A 17251-nucleotide genomic window follows, 5' to 3' on the forward strand; every position below is an offset into this window, starting at 1 on the left:
GAGACATATATGTCAAATTACTATGAAGAATTATTAGCAAAAATTGAAAACCGTACTGCTGTTATTGGTGTCGTTGGATTAGGGTATGTTGGATTACCACTAGCTGTAGAAAAAGCAAAAGCTGGTTATACAGTTATCGGTTTTGATGTACAAGAATCTAAAGTTGAACAAGTAAACAAAGGCGTTAACTATATTGGAGACGTTGTAGATAATGACTTAAAAGAAATGGTAGACACAGGCCATTTAACAGCCTCTTCTGATTATGGTTCTATTAGTTCAGTGGATGCGGTAGCTATTTGTGTACCAACGCCTCTTGATATTTATCAACAACCGGATACTTCATACGTTGAAAGTTCAGTAACTGAAATCGCAAAATATGCGAAAAAAGGTACACTAGTTGTTTTAGAATCGACAACTTATCCAGGTACTACAGAAGAAATTATTCGTCCCGCTTTGGAAAAATTAGGATTTATTGTTGGAGAAGATATCTTCATTGCGTATTCTCCAGAGCGTATCGATCCAGGTAACAAAACTTACAATACTAAAAATACACCAAAAGTAGTTGGTGGGATTACAGAAAAATGTACGGATGTAGCCGCTGCATTATACAGCAGTGTTCTTGAAGGCGATGTCCATGAAGTTTCAAGTCCAGCTATTGCTGAAATGGAAAAAATATTTGAAAACACATTCCGTCATATTAATATCGCACTTGCAAATGAAATGGCCATTCTATGCGAAAAAATGGGAATTGACGTCTGGGAAGTAATTGACGCAGCTAAAACGAAACCATATGGCTTTATGGCATTCTATCCAGGTCCTGGTTTAGGTGGTCACTGTATTCCAATCGATCCATTCTATTTAACATGGAAAGCACGTGAGTATAACTACCACACTAGATTAATCGAACTAGCAGGAGAAATAAACAACTCTATGCCTGATTATGTTATTACGCGCGCAATGCAAATCTTAAATGATGAAGGTAAAGCGTTACGTAATGCAAAAGTTCTTCTTTTAGGTGTAGCATATAAAAAAGATATCGATGATATGCGTGAATCTCCATCACTTAAACTAGTCGAGTTATTATTACATCATGGTGCTGATTTCAAAACAGTGGATCCGCATGTAGAATCTTACCGTGTAAATGGGGAAGTTCTTCATACTTCAGAATTGACGGATGAACTACTTGATAATGCAGACATGGTTATCCTCGCTACAGATCATACTGGGTTTGATTATGAAAATATAGCTAAGAGATCTAAAGTTATCTTTGATACGCGTAATGCATTCAAAGGAATCGAAACTCCAAATCGTTATATTAAACTTTAAGGGGGATATGAACATGAACTTTATACATGAAACTGCGGAGCTAGGTGAAAATACAACAGTTGGACATTTTTCAGTAATTGAAGAAGGGGCCAGAGTGGGAAGTAATGTACGCATTGGTAATCGTGTGACTATTCATGCAAACACAATCATTGGTGATGGAACAACTGTCGATGATGGTGCTGTTGTTGGAAAGCAACCGAAGCCAGCTAAAACAAGCACAATGCAAATTACAAAAGAAATTCCACCCCTTGAACTAGGAAAAGAATGTACAATTGGTGCGAATACTATTATTTATAGAGGTGCTATTATCGGTGAAAGTACATTAATAGCCGATTTAGCTACTGTTCGTGAAGATGTGAAGATTGGATCATTTGTTATTATCGGACGTAATGTTACGGTAGAAAACTTTGTAACAATCGGAGAACGCACAAAAATTCAATCGAATTCTTATATAACGGCGCATTCTACTCTAGAGGATCATGTCTTTATCGCACCTTGTGTTACTACTACAAATGATAACTTTATGGGAAGAACAGAAGCTCGTTTTGATAAAATCAAAGGAGCAATTGTGAAAAAAGGTGCACGTGTAGGTGGAGCATCTATTATTCTTCCGGGAATCACTATTGCAGAAGAAACTTTTGTTGCTGCAGGAGCAATCGTTACAAAAGATACAGAAGCAAAAACAGTTATAAAAGGATTCCCAGCTAAATTCATGAAAAATGTACCTGAAGAGGAGCTTCTCTAAGTGTTCTCTCAGTTAAAACGTTTAGGAGCGGATTCGCTCCTTTACGCATTTATGAATGTCGGAACGAAACTAATAGCTTTCATCCTGTTTCCTTTGTACGCTCATTATTTAGTTGATACATCGCTAGTAGGTTTGCTTCAGTTAGTCGATACAAATGTGTCGATGCTTACTTTCTTAGTAATCTTTGGTACAGATTCAGCTTTGGCCTATTACTACTTTGAGTATAAAGATAAAGAGACACGTGAAAAATATGTTCGATCCGTTATGACCTTTAGAATATCCATAGTTATTTTGTTATTTGTTGTATTTTTAATCGGTGGAGAGTGGCTTTCTGTATTGCTATTAGACGTTCCTGGTCAAGCTACATTGTTTTATATAGCTCTTGGTACACTTTGTTTAGATACAATACTGACACTTGTTCTAACTATTTTGAGATACGATTTTCATACAAAAAAAGTAGTCGCAATGACTGTTGCCAAGATGCTTTTAATAGCAATCGTATCTCTCCTTTTCTTGATGTTCGTTTGGACTTCACTGGAAGGAATACTATTAGCTCGCTTGATAAGTGTAGCTATTATTGTCTTAGTATTGATAAAGCCAGTAAGAGTTTATTTGAAACCGCTGTTTGATTGGAGTATTTTAAAGAAAATACTTGTTTATGCTACTCCGTTAGTACCTGCTTCTTTAGCGTTTTGGATTATTGCAAATGCAAATAATTACTTTATCAGAGGGTATGGAACTATTGGCGATGTGGGGCTCTATGGTACCGCTATAAAATTTGCTACGTTCATCACCTTGTTGACGAGTGGGATTCAGCTTGCTTGGAGACCTTTTTCTATGTCATTGAAAGATAAGGAAAGTAGCCCAAAACTATTTTCTACTCTATATGCAGCATTTTTATTGATAGGTAGTTTTGGAGTTTTAGCGTTAGCTACAGTTATGCCATGGGTTATTTTAGTAATGCCAGAGCAGTTTAGAATTGCGTTTCAATATGTAGCACCTATTTCAATTGCTACTTTTTTAAGTTTTTATTATATGATCGTTTCTACGGGGATATTTTATTCCAAACAAACAAAACACATTTCTATAGCATTTGGAATAGCCGCAGTTGTATCTGTTATATTGAATTTTATATTCGTTCCAAGTTTCTTAATCTGGGGCACTGTCATTTCCTATATATCAGCATACTGCTTGGCTCTATTTATGGTGTTTCGCAAAAGTCAGAAGCTATACTATGTACCTTTCTCTGGATTTAAAATGGCATGGACAATCTTCTGGTTAATCGCTGCTACACTAAGCATAGTGTATATACAATTAACGGATTTAAATGACTTGCTAATAGCTGGAGTATGGCTAGCGTTCATCATTTTAGTACTGCTTGTTCGAATGGATAAGTATTTTGTAAATAGAAAATAATGGGGGATATGACATGGCGAGAAATTGTAAAATTAACCTGAGGCATAAAGATTTTTATCCTATTATAGGCGAAGGGTATGAAGGGTTTTTCAGAGGTTATTTCTACTATGAAAATCAATATGTCACCCATGAAAATTTTGGTAGCCTATTTAATGAAGCACAGCTTTCCACTATGGAATATTCTAAATGGAATGGCGAATATGCATTAATATTCACGAATGAACATAACACCACTTTAGTGACAGATATGAAAAGATCCATCCCATTATTCTATTCACAAGATTCTGCAGCCAATTGGATTGTCCAAGATTATATTACACCTCATGAAGGCATGGACATGGTAATGGAAGCAGAAGATGAGTTTCTTGTCACAGGATTTGTATTTAGAGATAAAACTCTATTTGCAGACTGGTTCCAAGTACCAGCGGTTTCTTATGTAAAACTTGCTAAGGAAGCTAACCAAACATATTATTACACCTATGTTTTGGAAAAAGAATCCGAGTCTATTGATACATTTGCTGCGGAATTGGAGCAGGTTTTTCATGATTTATTTGATGATTTGGCAACGCGCTTAAAGGGACGTCAAATAATTATCCCACTTAGTGGTGGCTATGATTCTAGGTTAATAGCATTGAATCTCGTGGAACGAGGTTTAAAAGAGAATATTACTACCTTTACATATGGAAGACCAGGTAATGGTGAATCTACAGTTAGTAAACAAATAGCAGATCAGTTAGGGCTTAAGTGGAAGTATTTTGCTTATGACAAAAAAATGTGGGAAGACATGTACAAATCTGAGGAATGGAAAGACTATGTTGTATATTCCAGTAATGGTGTTTCTGTTGCCCATTTACAGGATTTTCCGAGCACAAAGTTATTAGTGCAAGAAGAAAAATTAGAGGATGCAGTGTTCCTTCCAGGTCATTCCTTAGATTATCTAGCAGGTGGTCACTTACCCTATGAATCGATTATTGATAAAGACTTTGAAGTGAGTGAAATTCAAACCTTTATCATGAATAAACATTTCCGATTATGGGAACTAAATGGTGAAAAAACTTATGCAAACACGAATATAGGAAGAGGTTTATTCGAAGACATAGAAGTGTATTCCAATTACACGAATGAGCGAGTGTCTTCATTAATAGATGAGTGGAACTGGAGAGAAAGACAATCTAAATTCATTATTAACTCTGTCCGCGTGTATGAATATTTTGGCCAAAGCTGGTCCCTTCCCTTATGGGACGATCGGTTAATCCATTTCTTCAGTAAGCTTCCAGCAGACTTAAAATATAAAAAATATTTATATGATTATACATTGCATAAAATGCATCCAGATTATTATCCAATGCCTCAAAAACCAGGTCCAGAAAATTCATTAAAAAATAAGTATGGGATTCTTTATCCTGTTTTGCGCAAGCTATATAGGAAGAAAAATCTATACCGGAAATACTTTGATGAGCCGATGGAATGGTTTGGTATTTATCCAACATATAAGCAATATATAAAATCGTTAAAGTTCTCACGAAATGGTAAAAAGTATGAACATCCATATAATATTAATTCATTTATCGTAAAAGACATGATTGAAATGATGAAGGAGATTACAAAATGAAGGTTCTTACAATTTTAGGAGCAAGACCCCAATTTATAAAAGCTGCAGCGGTATCACGTGTAATTCGTGAAGAAGTGACAGAACTTATCGTGCACACTGGGCAGCATTATGATGCGAATATGTCCGACATCTTTTTTGAAGAGTTGAATATTCCTAAACCAGATTATCATTTAGGAATTGGTTCTGGAAACCATGGGAAACAAACTGGAGAAATGTTAGCTAAAATTGAAGAAATAATTTTAACTGAGACTCCGGATTTTGTACTTGTATATGGTGATACTAACTCAACACTAGCAGGGGCTCTTGCAGCGGCTAAACTTCATGTACCGATTGTGCATATTGAAGCAGGACTTCGTAGTTTCAACAAGAAAATGCCAGAAGAAGTAAACCGTATCCTAACAGATCATATCTCTACACTACTTCTTTGCCCAACTGATACAGCTATCCAAAATTTAACAAACGAGCATATTTCAGATGGCGTTTATAATGTAGGGGACGTCATGTATGATGCAGTATTGTACAACAAAGAATTAGCAGCGTCATCTACGACTATTTTAGAACGTGAAAATCTAACAGCTAAAGATTACTTATTAATCACGATTCATCGTGCAGAAAACACAGATGATGTAGAACGTATGAAATCTATTTTAGATGCATTTAGTCAAATTCCCGATAAAAAAGTATGGCCAATACACCCACGTACGAAGCATATGTTAGAAGATTATGGATTTAAATTAGATGAAATTCCTAATTTACATGTAATTGAACCTGTAGGTTATCTAGATATGCTCTCATTGGAAACAAATGCGAAAAAAATCGTTACAGATTCTGGTGGCGTACAAAAAGAAGCATATTTCGCAGAAGTACCATGCGTAACAGTTCGTGATCAAACAGAATGGGTAGAAACATTAATAGAAGATGCAAATATTTTAACTGGTACAGATACAGATAAAATAGTAGCAGCAGTAAACAAACAAGTTTCTCCTTCATACACACCTGTATTTGGAGATGGGAACACAGCTCAGAAAGTTTTGACGTTACTCAAGGAATATTTAGCTTAGTTCTGAAAATCTCGGTGAGTAAGTCCTTTTTATATGTAAGTCGAGCTTGTTGATTGAAGTGCAAGGCGGCGACTCCAGCGGGAACAGCGCGAGCTGAAAGCCCCGCAGGAACGCAGTGACGAGGAGATTGAAGCCGTGCCCGCGGATAGCGTTCGCCTGTAAGGGAGATCAACAGTGATTCAAGTGATCAAAAAATCTAGTAAATGCCACAGATATCCAAGCTGGGCGTTATTGATGAATATAAAGTAGGTGTGAGCATTGTTAATTTTTAGCATATGGCTCTTTACTGTGGTGGCTTCCACATACCTTTTCAAAAAGGTTTCTGGAAGCCTTTCTCCTGTAAGGCCAAATATGATTACGATAATATATTATTATTCTTTCCTTATCTCCAGTTATATTGGCGGATTATTGATAGCTTTAGGAATTGACGATTATTATATGATCAAAAGAATGGACCATGAGGAATATCGAATCATTGGATTTATTTTGTTGACGATATTAATGATTTTATTTCCATTAACGCAATTGGTTGTAGGAAGAATGTTCGGTTTTAATTCCGAAAAAGAGTTTGACCGCTACCTACACGAACCCGTTCGTACAAGTGTAGATAAGAATAGACGCTTGTTTAGGTTAGCATTTGGTGCACTAACTGCTATATCAGTGTTAGCCGTTGCGTATACAATGTTAAAAACCTCCACAGTTCCTTTATATGAATTGTTAAAAGGAAACACTTCTGAACTTGCGAAGATGCGTATTGATGCATCGCGAGGAATAAGTGGAATAGATGTATATATACGGAACATATTTGCGATTGCTTTGACACCGGTGCTTTCTATTATTGCTTTTATATACACAACACAGTCTAAAGCATTGTATTGGAAAATTGTATTCTTCTTATTGTTTATGTCATCTTTAGTAATAACTACATACGATTTGGCAAAGTCACCTATTTTCTTTTATGTCATCATGTTGTTGTTAGCGGGTGTATTCACACAAACGTTAAAGTTAAATTGGAAGAAAATCAGTGCCTTTGTTATTTCAGGGACTGTGTTATTAGTAATAATGTATATAGCTATCCAAGGAGTTACAGAGGTAGAGAGCTTTTTGTCTTATAATTCTGGTCCAATCGGAAGAATTATTCTCGCACAAATATCTCCTTTCTTTTTACATTTGGATACATACTCGCATTCAATCGCTTTCCTTGAGATGAAAGGATTGCCGTCATTTATTGCTGGTATTTTCGATGTTGAACAGGTACGTTCAGCAAGAATGGTCATGGAAAATGTGTTCCCTGAAAATGTAGATAAAGGAACTGGCGGAGTATTAAATACAATTTTCATCGGAGAAGCATTTGGTTCCTTTGGTTATGTCGGTGTTATTGTATGTATTATTTATGTAGCGGCTGTTATTCAGTTGTTATATATTGCTTTCTTAAGACTGCCAAAAACTCCAGTCGTTATTGCATTAACAGTTTACTTTACGATTAATATTCCAAGAACACTAGTTGGTGGAGCAGCAGACTTTTTCTTCAATCCTATTTGGATAATGATGACAGTCGTGCTAGCAGGATTATTTATAGTAGAGCAATATTTTCACGTCATTTGGACATTCCTTATGAGTAAGGTGAAGAGGAAAAAGGTGAAAGCATGAAAAATATTCTTATTTATTATCCTTTTACGATAGCTGCAAATCCAAAGAGCGGATCTGCTATCCGTCCAGTAGAAATGATTAAAGCCTTTGAGTTATATGCACAAAAGCATGAATTAGAACTTATCATCATTTCAGGTAATACAACTGAACGTCGTCTCTTGTGGAATAAAGTATTACAGGAGAGAAAGCTAGAGCAGACACTATTTTGTTACTCTGAAAATCAAACGATACCGCTGTGGTTAACTGATGCGGGGCATATACCAAAAGACTGGAAAATTGATAAAGATGTCTTTAAAACTTTAAAAAAACACGATATTCCAGTCGGAGTATTTTATCGAGATGTGTACTGGAAATTCGACGAATTGTATTCATTAAAAGGGTTAAAGAAATTTATCATGCAATCTATCTATAAGCTAGAAGAGAAGTTTTACGGAAAATATGTGCATACGGTCTTTTTGCCAAGCGATGCTATGGGCAAGTACGTTAATATAAATGCAACTAAAATGGCGCTTCCTCCAGGAGGACGTTTTACAGAAATAAAATCAAGTACAAATGAGATACAAAATCCGTTTAAAGGGATTTATGTAGGTGGTATTAATAATGATGATTACGGCTTACCTACATTAGTGGATGCCTATGATGCGTTAAACAAGAGCGGAATTCAAGGTAAATTAGTAATTGTTTGTCGTAAAGATGAATTTAATGATTTACCAAGAGCGGATAAGGACAAGCTAAACAAATCCTATATAGAGGTTAAGCACGTTAGTGGGGCAGAATTACAGAAAGTATATGAGGAAGTAGATTTTGCTTTTATTCCACGTAAACGTTCGGTGTACAATGATTTTGCAGTGCCGATTAAAATGGTGGAATACTTAACAGCAGGACTGCCGATCATTGCAACTAATTGCTCTGCACAGGAAGACTTCATAGCTTCTGGACCTTACGGGGTTCTAACAGGTGATGATGCTGAGAGTCTTGTAGAAGGAATGCAAGCAATCCCATCTCATTTCGCTGAATACAAACAAAATATACAGCGAACTTTTTTACAAAAGCATGCATGGAATGAACGAGCTGAACAAGCAGCGCATGCGCTAATAGGAGGTAACCAATGAAAATTGCGTTATTAGCACCAAGCAGATCCATTCATACTCAAAAATGGGCGTTATTTTATCAATCTCAAGGAATTGACGTAAAAGTATACACATTTAAAGATCATTACTCTGAGGACAATGCTAAATTAGTACAAACTGTTGTATTACCGAAATCATTACCAGGCAAAGCTTCCTATTTAGCAGCAGCTCCTGCGTTGAAAAAAATGCTGAAAGAATGGCAGCCAGATGTTTTACATTCTCATTTTGTTTCTAGCTATGGATTGTTAGGGGCGATGGTTAATTATAAAAAGTATTTTGTTTCGGTATGGGGAAAAGATATTTTTGACTTCCCTAAAAAGAGCAAACTCAATAAAAAACTAATAGAATTCACATTAAGTAAAGCTACAGCTGTTTTCTCTACCAGTCATGTGATGGCTAAAGAGACAAATTTATATACAAAACGTTTTGTAGAGGTAACCCCATTTGGGGTAGATATTAATATTTTTTATCCGGAAATAGGTACAGAACAATCTACTGATAAAATCATTGTTGGTACAGTAAAAGCACTGGAAGATAAGTATGGAATCGCTGATTTAGTGAAGGGCTTTGCTTTGTTCCATAAGGAATTTTCAAATTCCGAGCTGGTGATAACAGGTGACGGACCACAACGAGCAGAGTATGAGCAACTATCCAAAGACTTAGGTATAGATTCAGTTACTACGTTTACAGGTAAAGTACCGAATACAGAAGTACCAAATGTAATTCGGAAAATGACCATTTTTGCAGTACCATCTACGGAAGATAGTGAAAGCTTTGGAGTTGCTGCAGTGGAAGCGATGGCTTGTGGGATTCCAGTAGTCGTCTCAAATGTTGGTGGACTTCCTGAGGTAGTAGTCAATGATGTGACTGGAATAGTGACCGATAAAGAAAGTCCAGATCAGCTGGCAAAAGCGTTCAAGAAGCTAGCAAGTAACGATGAATTGAGAGCTTCCATGGGACAAGCTGGAGTTACACATGTATTGGAACACTATAGTTGGATTGATAATGCGCACTATATGTTAGAGCTATATAAAAAGTATCTTTAATCGTATAGAAAGAGAAAGGTGATTGGATATGATTAAAAAAGCGGTTATACCTGCAGCAGGATTTGGAACTCGTTTCCTTCCTGCCACAAAAGCATTACCAAAAGAAATGTTACCTATCGTAGATAAGCCCAACCTACAATATATTATTGAAGAAGCTATTGCTTCTGGAATTGAAGATATTATTATTGTAACTGGTCGCAATAAAAAATCGATGGAAGATCATTTCGATAAATCCATTGAGCTAGAGCTATTATTGAAGAAGACTGGGAAATTAGAGCTGCTAGAAACAGTAGAAAACATTTCTAATTTAGTCGATATACATTATATGCGTCAAAAAGAGCCACTTGGACTTGGACATGCGATTTTATGTACAAAGAAATTCATTGGCAATGAACCATTTGCAGTCTTACTACCTGATGACATTATTGATGCAGAAGTACCTGCATTAAAACAAATGATTGATAAGTATGAGCAAGTGCAAAGTAGTATTTTAGGAGTCAATGAAGTCCCAACTGAAGATGTCAGTAAATATGGTATTGTTGACTATAGCGAAGCAGATAATAATTTATATACAGTGAAAAGATTAGTCGAAAAACCAGCCATTAAGGATGCTCCATCCAACCAAGCAATAGTTGGTCGTTATATTTTGACACCTGGTATTTTTGAAGAATTGGAAAAAGTACAACCAGATGCAAAAGGCGAAATCCAATTAACAGATGCAATCGATTCCTTGCTCGCTAAAGAGCCTATTTACTCTTATATGTTTGAGGGGAAACGCTATGATGTCGGTGATAAATTTGGATTCCTACAAGCGACATTTGATTTTGCTTTAAAACGTGATGATTTAAGAGAGCCTTTATTGGCATATTTAAAGAATAAATTGAAAGATTAAAACGGTGATTTAAATGCGTATTGTATATTTGTGTCAACATTTCCCGCCAGAAACAGGAGCACCACAAATTCGAGTATATGAAGTGAGTAAGGAACTTCTTGCTCAAGGCCATGATATTCAAGTGGTAACAGCATTCCCTCATCATCCTCACGGCATTATTCCAGATGAGTATAAAGGGAAAAAATATGAGTTTGAAGAATGGGATGGAATTCCTGTTCATCGTACTTGGATTTATCCTTCTAAAAAAGGAACATTTTATAAACGTTTAGTATCGTACTTTTCTTTTACATTCAGTTCGTTCTACGGATTGATGAAAACTGGTAAAGTAGATGTTATTATAGTGAATTCACCGCCTATCTTTTTAGGCTTAACGGGACTACTAGGCGCCAAATTAAAAGGTGCAAAATTTGTCTTTAATGTTGCCGATGTTTGGCCAGAGTCTGCGGTAAAATTAGGGTTGGTAAAAAATAAATTTTTTATTAAACTTGCTGAAATTTTAGAGTCATTTTTATATAAGCATTCATGGAAAATTGCTACTGCAACAGATGGTATAAAATCATACATTATTAACCACTCTCAGCCGCAAGACAAAGTATTTGTCTTGCCAAATGGAGTAAACACAACTTTCTTCCAACCAGAAGAAAAAAATGCGGAGTACGTAGAAAAGTTCAATCTACAAGGTAAGTTCGTGTTTTCTTATGGTGGTAATTTGGGTTATGCTCAAGGGTTGGAATTTATTTTATACGCTGCAAAGAAAATGCAGGAAACAGTTCCTAACGCTTTCTTCTTAATAGCTGGAGCAGGTCCAGAGGAACAAAAACTTCATGAATTAGCAAAAGAATTAGGACTTATGAACATAGCTTTTTTAGGCCATTTACCTTTAAAAGAAATGCCTAAATTATTCTCAGTGACAGATGTAAGTATCGTACCACTAAGAGACATTCAATTATTTGAAGGAGCTCGCCCATCGAAAATTTTCCCAGCTGCTTCCTCTGGGGTTCCGGTATTATATTGCGGAAAAGGGGAAAGTGCTGAAATTGTGACGAAAAATAATATTGGATTAGTTGCAATGCCAGAAAATGTTGATTCTATAGCGGATACGATGTTCTCATTTGTAGAAATGGATGAGGCAGTACGTACAGAAATGAAAGAATGCGGACGAAATTTAGCATTGAACGAATACAGCTGGGTTTCAATCGTCAAAGATCTCTTGCATAACCTTACGAAGAAGTAAGCAACTTCCTGATATACATACGACAATATTTTATGTATAATTGGTGAGATTATATTTTAACAGTAAAGTAGGGAAGAATTATGGCTACTTCACGTCATACAAAACGAAAAAAGAAGACGAGAAGAAAATTATTATATACGGTTCTAGTCATTTCGATGGTTTTATTGTCTGGTGTGATTGTATTCGCTACTAACCTATCCTTACAGACAAAAAATGCGACCTCGAACATGTTTGAACCGTTAGAACGAGATAAAGAAAATAAAGCAGAAAGTAAGTTTGATAGTGCGATGGCAGAAGATTCCGCTTTCACATTGATGCTTACAGGTATTGAAAATCAAGAAGGTGCTACTTATGGTAGATCCGACGTGATTATTGTAGCAACGATTAATCCGAAAACGGAAAAAATCTCAATGGTTAGTATCCCTCGTGATACTAAAGTGTATATTCCGGATTTAGGTTATGAAGATAAGATCAATCACTCTTATGCAAATGGTGGTATTAACTATACGATTAATGCTGTAGAAGAGTTTTTAGATTTAGAAATTGACTACTATGTTTCTACTGACTTCCAAGGATTTGAAGATATCGTCGATACAGTTGGCGGTATTGAAGTGGATGTGCCATTTACGTTCAAGGCTCAGTTAACTGAGAGTTTAAAATGGAAAACGTACACAGAAGGACCTATGGAGTTAAATGGGAACGAAGCGCTTGCTTATGTACGTATGCGTAAAACGGATCCCCAAGGGGATATCGGACGTAATTTACGTCAAAAACAAGTAATTCAAGAGATTATCAATCAAGGCACAAGCCTCGGTAATATTACAAAAATTGATGATATGATTAAGGATGTAGGAAAAAATGTGAGAACTAATATTCCTTCATCTGATTATTTTGGATTGATTAAAATGTATCAAAATTTAAAGTCGTCTCCTTTTGAGCAGTTACAAATAACTGGAGATGATGCAACTATTAGAGGAATCTATTATTTCATCCCTGATGAGGATTCTATCGAGACTGTTTCAAAGCAGTTAAAGTTGAATTTAGATGATTTTGGACAAAATGCGCAAAGTGAATTAAATGAAACTAAGACTGCAAATGATTTATCTTTTGGAGAGTAAAATGGAGCGCCTTCGTGGGCGTTTCGTTTTACTCTTTTTTTTTATAGAAATATAAAGAATTGGATTCTAAGGAGAGGAACTGCTTGTCTATAAAATAAAATTGATTTTCTTATATTTAAATTGGAGGGTGAGAGATAAAAGATAAAAGATAAAAGATAAAAGATAAAAGATAAAAGATAAAAGATATGTAATATATGCTGTTGATTTCCGTTACGGTCGGACGCTTTCCGCGGGCACAGCTTCAATCTCCTCGTCACTACGTTCCTGCGGGGCTTTCAGCTCGCGCTGTCCCGCTGGAGTCGCCGACTTCACTTCAATCAATAAAGTGAGTAGTATCAGATTAAGAGATTTGTCAGAGCTTATCGCTTTGGATATAGAATTAGATTTAGCAATTTAAAGGATAAGGATTCTATGGCAACTGTTAGCCTTTCATTTTTCTTAACTTATAAGGAAATAGAACAGATGCAGCTGATTTCCGTTTCAGTTGGACGCTTTTCGCGGGGTGAGCGATGAGCTATCACCGTCGCTAGCGCGTCGCTGTGGTAGCTCATCTGCCTCACTCATCCCGCCGAAGTCGCCAGCTTGCACTCCAATCAATAAAGTAAGTGCATCTCGATTTGATGTTTGGATAGAGGTTATCGCTTAAATAATAAAATATTAAACTCAGTAATAGAATAGATGCAGTTGATTTCCGTGTAGTCGGACGCTTTCCGCGGGCACAGCTTCAATCTCCTCGGGCCAACAGGATGTTGGTCACGAAGGCGTTGCCACACGAAGTGGCGTTCTTAGCCTTAGTACCTCTTAAGCGTTCCTGCGGGGCTTTCAGCTCGCACTTTGCCGCTGGAGTCGCCGACTTCACTTCAATCAATAAAGTGAGTGGTATCAGATAAAGAGATTTGTCAGAGTAATTTAGAGGATAAAGATTCTATGACAGGTGTAGCTTTTCATTGATTTCAATTTATAAGGAAATAGAATAGATGCAGCTGATTTCCGTTTCAGTTGGACGCTTTTCGCGGGGTGAGCGATGAGCTATCACCGTCGCTAGCGCGCGTCGATGTGATATCTCGTCTGTCTCACTCATCCCACACTCCAAATATTAAGATTTTAAGTTTGAATAGATATGAACGGTAATTTTTATAATTCTTTATCCACTAATTGAAAGAGATAGGGTAATTAAAGATGTTGCAGGTTTGACCGATACTTTGTGAGAATGCATTATGTTCCCTTGTATAATATTCGGATATTCTTTTCTAGTAAATTCGAGATATATTACATTTTAATGACAGAATGTCGAGAATTGTAATAATATTGTTATACAAATGAGTAATTTTAGCTTATGCTATAAAACTTGTTTATATGTTAAATTTATAGTACATAGGTTTTAAATTCATTAATTGGATTGTTTTATGAGATACTGTGTTCTATTATGTAGAAAATAAACGTTCTAGGAGGAACAAATGAAAAAAGTAATAGCATCATCTGTATTAGCAACTTCTGTCCTTTTGCCACTTAACCTTCTTGCTAGTGAAGCACCGTCCGTATACGCAGCCTCTAATTCTTCGATAATAATAGAAGATATTCAACAATTGATAGGTAACAAAGCATTAGTTACTGAAAATAATGTCAATATTAGATCAGGTGCGGGTACTGAGTTCAATAAAATATCACAAACTAGCGCAGGTCAGTCGGTTTCTGTACTTGCCAATGAGAAAAATAGTAAAGGGGAAATTTGGTATAAAGTTTCCTTTAATTCGACTGAAGGTTGGATTATTAGTGACTATTTAAAAGCAACCACAACTGCTGTTAAAGCGTCTGCTACAAAATCTGGGGATTCCTATGTTGGAACAACACAGAAAATAGGGAAAAATGCCACTAATATGAGAAGTGGAGCAACAACTTCTTATAAAGTAGTGAAGACTATTCCTGCAGGAACTTCATTAAAAATTATCGGTGCTTTTACAAATGCTCAAAATGAGATTTGGTTTAACGTAGAATATAGCGGTAAAAAAGGCTGGGTTAGCTCGGACTTATTCGTCTTGAATGGGACTGCGGGAGAAACAGCTACAGTGATGACAGTTATCAATTCATCAACTGTTCATAAAGGAGCTACGAAAAACTATGCGACAGTTTTCACAGCTAAAGTTGGATCAACCCTTACCGTTCACCAAGAGTTTACTAATGCTTATAACGAGAAATGGGTTCAAGTTACATATGCCACTGGGAAAAAAGGTTGGATTCTTGCATCTGCCTTTGAAAATAACTCCATTGCAAATAAAGTCGTGAGTAAAACATCGACAGTACATTCTGGTGCTACAAAAAGTTATAAAACTGTAGCAACTATTAATAAAGGTGTAAAACTAGCAATCCATCAAGAGTTTACGAATGCTGCAAAAGAAAAATGGTATCAAGTAACTTATGCAGTGGGTAAAAAAGGTTGGATGTCTGCTGAATCATTTGACAGTGTTTCTACAGTACCCGAAAATCCATCAACTGAAACACCATCTCCAAATGGAGATATAGTTACAGAAGAAAATAACTTGAAGGTTTCTGTTTCTGTAGCAAATATGCGTTCAGGTCCGGGAACGACTTATGATGTTGTAACTCAATCAAAACTTAATGACCAATATGTTTCTTCTCAATATGCAACTGATGCAAGTAAAGAAAAATGGTATAAAGTAGTTTCTACTAGTGGAGATGCTTGGTTACATCAATCTGTTGTAACTATTGTAGATAAAGTGAACGATACTCCAGTTGTCACTCCAGGGAATGGAGAAACAGGTACAATTCAACGTTCAAATGCTTTAATGTATGCAGATAGCAATTATAATTCTGCAGTTTTAGGAGGAGTAGCAAAAAATACGAAGTATACCGTATTGAGCAAATTAGTTTCGACTGATGGTACTACTTGGTTAAATATTCAAGCGAATGGAAAGCAAGGTTGGATTCCTGACTTCGAAATAAGTACAAACCTTCCAACTAAGTACGGGACAAAGACTTCTACAGTGTATAACGGAGCAAGTGCAACCGCGAAGAAAGTAGATACAATTTATTTAAGTTCACCTGTACGAATACTACGTACGCTTAACGGGTGGGTAAATATCGAAACACCAACTGAAAAACGTGGTTGGATTCAAGCATCTGTTCTTTCAGATGCAGCACCAGTTTCAGCAATTTCATTGACTAATGGGAGAACAGAAGTAAGAAATGGTCAAAACTATATGGTTTGGTCTAAACCTAAGAAATTTGACATTACTTACTCAGTACCATCCACAAATGTACTGCGTGTTTATGGCAATTTAACAAGTATCAACGAGATTAAATCGAATGTAGTTGGCGTGAAGAGCATGAAAGTGGAGAAAGTTTCAGGAGGCACATCTGTATTATTAATCACTTTCGATCCTAAATACTCCTATACAATTAGAGATTATAATAACGAACTAACAATCAAAGTAGTACCTAAAGGGTTAGTAGGTAAGAAAATAATTATCGATGCAGGACATGGTGCTTCTGATCCTGGTGCAATAGGTAAAAAAGGAACGAAAGAGAAAGATGTGAATCTGGCAACTGCTCAATTCCTTAAAGCTGAGTTAGAGGCTGCTGGAGCTACTGTGAAGCTTACTAGAAGTACAGATGTATTCTTAGAGCTTTCACAGCGTACAGGTATCTCAAATGCTTCTGATTATGATGCATTTATAAGTATTCATGCAGATTCATTTAATTCTACTTCGAAAGGGACTACAACGTTCTATAATTCGTCAGTGAGTTTTAATGGTCCTAGAAGTTTGACACTTGCGAAGAGTATTCAATCCGATTTAGTAAAATCTATTGGAACTTATAATCGTGGAGTGAAACAGGAAAATTTCTATGTGAATCGTATGAATGAGATTCCTTCTGTTTTAGTCGAATTAGCATTCCTTTCAAATCCTACGGAAGAAGCACAATTGGCTACTACGGCCTTCCGTAAAAAAGCTGCAACTGGAATTCGTAAAGGGTTAGAAAACTATTTCAATCAGTAATGGAA

12 protein-coding genes are annotated in these 17251 nt (G+C 36.2%); all 12 read left to right on the plus strand.

The window, feature by feature from the left end:
• The first annotated feature begins 9 nt into the window (after positions 1 to 9).
• On the plus strand, positions 10 to 1326 hold the full coding sequence (locus tag MHI40_RS04435) for a nucleotide sugar dehydrogenase (RefSeq protein WP_340761688.1): 1317 nt from the start codon (positions 10 to 12) through the stop codon (positions 1324 to 1326).
• A 13-nt stretch (positions 1327 to 1339) separates the two neighbouring features.
• Complete coding sequence (locus MHI40_RS04440) at positions 1340 to 2071, plus strand: acyltransferase (RefSeq protein ID WP_340761689.1); 732 nt, start codon at positions 1340 to 1342, stop codon at positions 2069 to 2071.
• Positions 2072 to 3487 (plus strand): lipopolysaccharide biosynthesis protein, encoded by a 1416-nt coding sequence (locus MHI40_RS04445; protein ID WP_340761690.1) that lies wholly within the window; start codon positions 2072 to 2074, stop codon positions 3485 to 3487. It abuts the gene before it with no gap.
• A gap of 13 nt (positions 3488 to 3500) precedes the next feature.
• Positions 3501 to 5099, plus strand: coding sequence for an asparagine synthase C-terminal domain-containing protein (locus tag MHI40_RS04450; protein WP_340761691.1), 1599 nt, complete (start codon positions 3501 to 3503; stop codon positions 5097 to 5099).
• On the plus strand, positions 5096 to 6160 hold the full coding sequence (gene wecB / locus MHI40_RS04455; RefSeq protein ID WP_340761692.1) for a non-hydrolyzing UDP-N-acetylglucosamine 2-epimerase: 1065 nt from the start codon (positions 5096 to 5098) through the stop codon (positions 6158 to 6160). Before MHI40_RS04450 ends, wecB begins: the two co-directional genes overlap by 4 nt.
• Positions 6161 to 6511: 351 nt before the next feature.
• Entirely contained in the window at positions 6512 to 7810 is a 1299-nt protein-coding gene (locus MHI40_RS04460; protein ID WP_245762691.1) for an O-antigen polymerase, read from the plus strand.
• Positions 7807 to 8922 (plus strand): glycosyltransferase, encoded by a 1116-nt coding sequence (locus MHI40_RS04465; RefSeq protein WP_340761693.1) that lies wholly within the window; start codon positions 7807 to 7809, stop codon positions 8920 to 8922. Before MHI40_RS04460 ends, MHI40_RS04465 begins: the two co-directional genes overlap by 4 nt.
• Positions 8919 to 9986, plus strand: coding sequence for a glycosyltransferase (locus tag MHI40_RS04470; protein WP_340761694.1), 1068 nt, complete (start codon positions 8919 to 8921; stop codon positions 9984 to 9986). The genes MHI40_RS04465 and MHI40_RS04470 overlap by 4 nt, the downstream gene beginning before the upstream one ends.
• 28 nt (positions 9987 to 10014) lie before the next feature.
• A complete protein-coding gene (gene galU / locus MHI40_RS04475; RefSeq protein ID WP_093537350.1) occupies positions 10015 to 10878 on the plus strand; it encodes a UTP--glucose-1-phosphate uridylyltransferase GalU in 864 nt (287 codons plus the stop codon).
• Positions 10879 to 10891: 13 nt separating this feature from the next.
• On the plus strand, positions 10892 to 12112 hold the full coding sequence (locus MHI40_RS04480) for a glycosyltransferase family 4 protein (protein WP_340761695.1): 1221 nt from the start codon (positions 10892 to 10894) through the stop codon (positions 12110 to 12112).
• An 80-nt stretch (positions 12113 to 12192) separates the two neighbouring features.
• A complete protein-coding gene (locus tag MHI40_RS04485) occupies positions 12193 to 13230 on the plus strand; it encodes an LCP family protein (protein ID WP_093537264.1) in 1038 nt (345 codons plus the stop codon).
• A gap of 1457 nt (positions 13231 to 14687) precedes the next feature.
• A complete protein-coding gene (locus tag MHI40_RS04490; protein ID WP_340761696.1) occupies positions 14688 to 17246 on the plus strand; it encodes an SH3 domain-containing protein in 2559 nt (852 codons plus the stop codon).
• Positions 17247 to 17251: the final 5 nt, after the last annotated feature.

The sequence above is a fragment of the Psychrobacillus sp. FSL H8-0510 genome (assembly GCF_038008345.1).
Taxonomy (GTDB): Bacteria; Bacillota; Bacilli; order Bacillales_A; family Planococcaceae; genus Psychrobacillus; species Psychrobacillus psychrotolerans.

Bases quoted from the DNA above. Each gene is read 5' to 3' on its own strand.
- MHI40_RS04440 (WP_340761689.1), top strand. From the start codon at position 1,340: ATGAACTTTATACATGAAACTGCGGAGCTAGGTGAAAATACAACAGTT.
- MHI40_RS04465 (WP_340761693.1), top strand. From the start codon at position 7,807: ATGAAAAATATTCTTATTTATTATCCTTTTACGATAGCTGCAAATCCA.
- MHI40_RS04470 (WP_340761694.1), top strand. From the start codon at position 8,919: ATGAAAATTGCGTTATTAGCACCAAGCAGATCCATTCATACTCAAAAA.
- galU (WP_093537350.1), top strand. From the start codon at position 10,015: ATGATTAAAAAAGCGGTTATACCTGCAGCAGGATTTGGAACTCGTTTC.
- MHI40_RS04435 (WP_340761688.1), top strand. From the start codon at position 10: ATGTCAAATTACTATGAAGAATTATTAGCAAAAATTGAAAACCGTACT.
- MHI40_RS04485 (WP_093537264.1), top strand. From the start codon at position 12,193: ATGGCTACTTCACGTCATACAAAACGAAAAAAGAAGACGAGAAGAAAA.
- MHI40_RS04480 (WP_340761695.1), top strand. From the start codon at position 10,892: ATGCGTATTGTATATTTGTGTCAACATTTCCCGCCAGAAACAGGAGCA.
- MHI40_RS04450 (WP_340761691.1), top strand. From the start codon at position 3,501: ATGGCGAGAAATTGTAAAATTAACCTGAGGCATAAAGATTTTTATCCT.
- MHI40_RS04490 (WP_340761696.1), top strand. From the start codon at position 14,688: ATGAAAAAAGTAATAGCATCATCTGTATTAGCAACTTCTGTCCTTTTG.
- MHI40_RS04460 (WP_245762691.1), top strand. From the start codon at position 6,512: ATGATTACGATAATATATTATTATTCTTTCCTTATCTCCAGTTATATT.
- wecB (WP_340761692.1), top strand. From the start codon at position 5,096: ATGAAGGTTCTTACAATTTTAGGAGCAAGACCCCAATTTATAAAAGCT.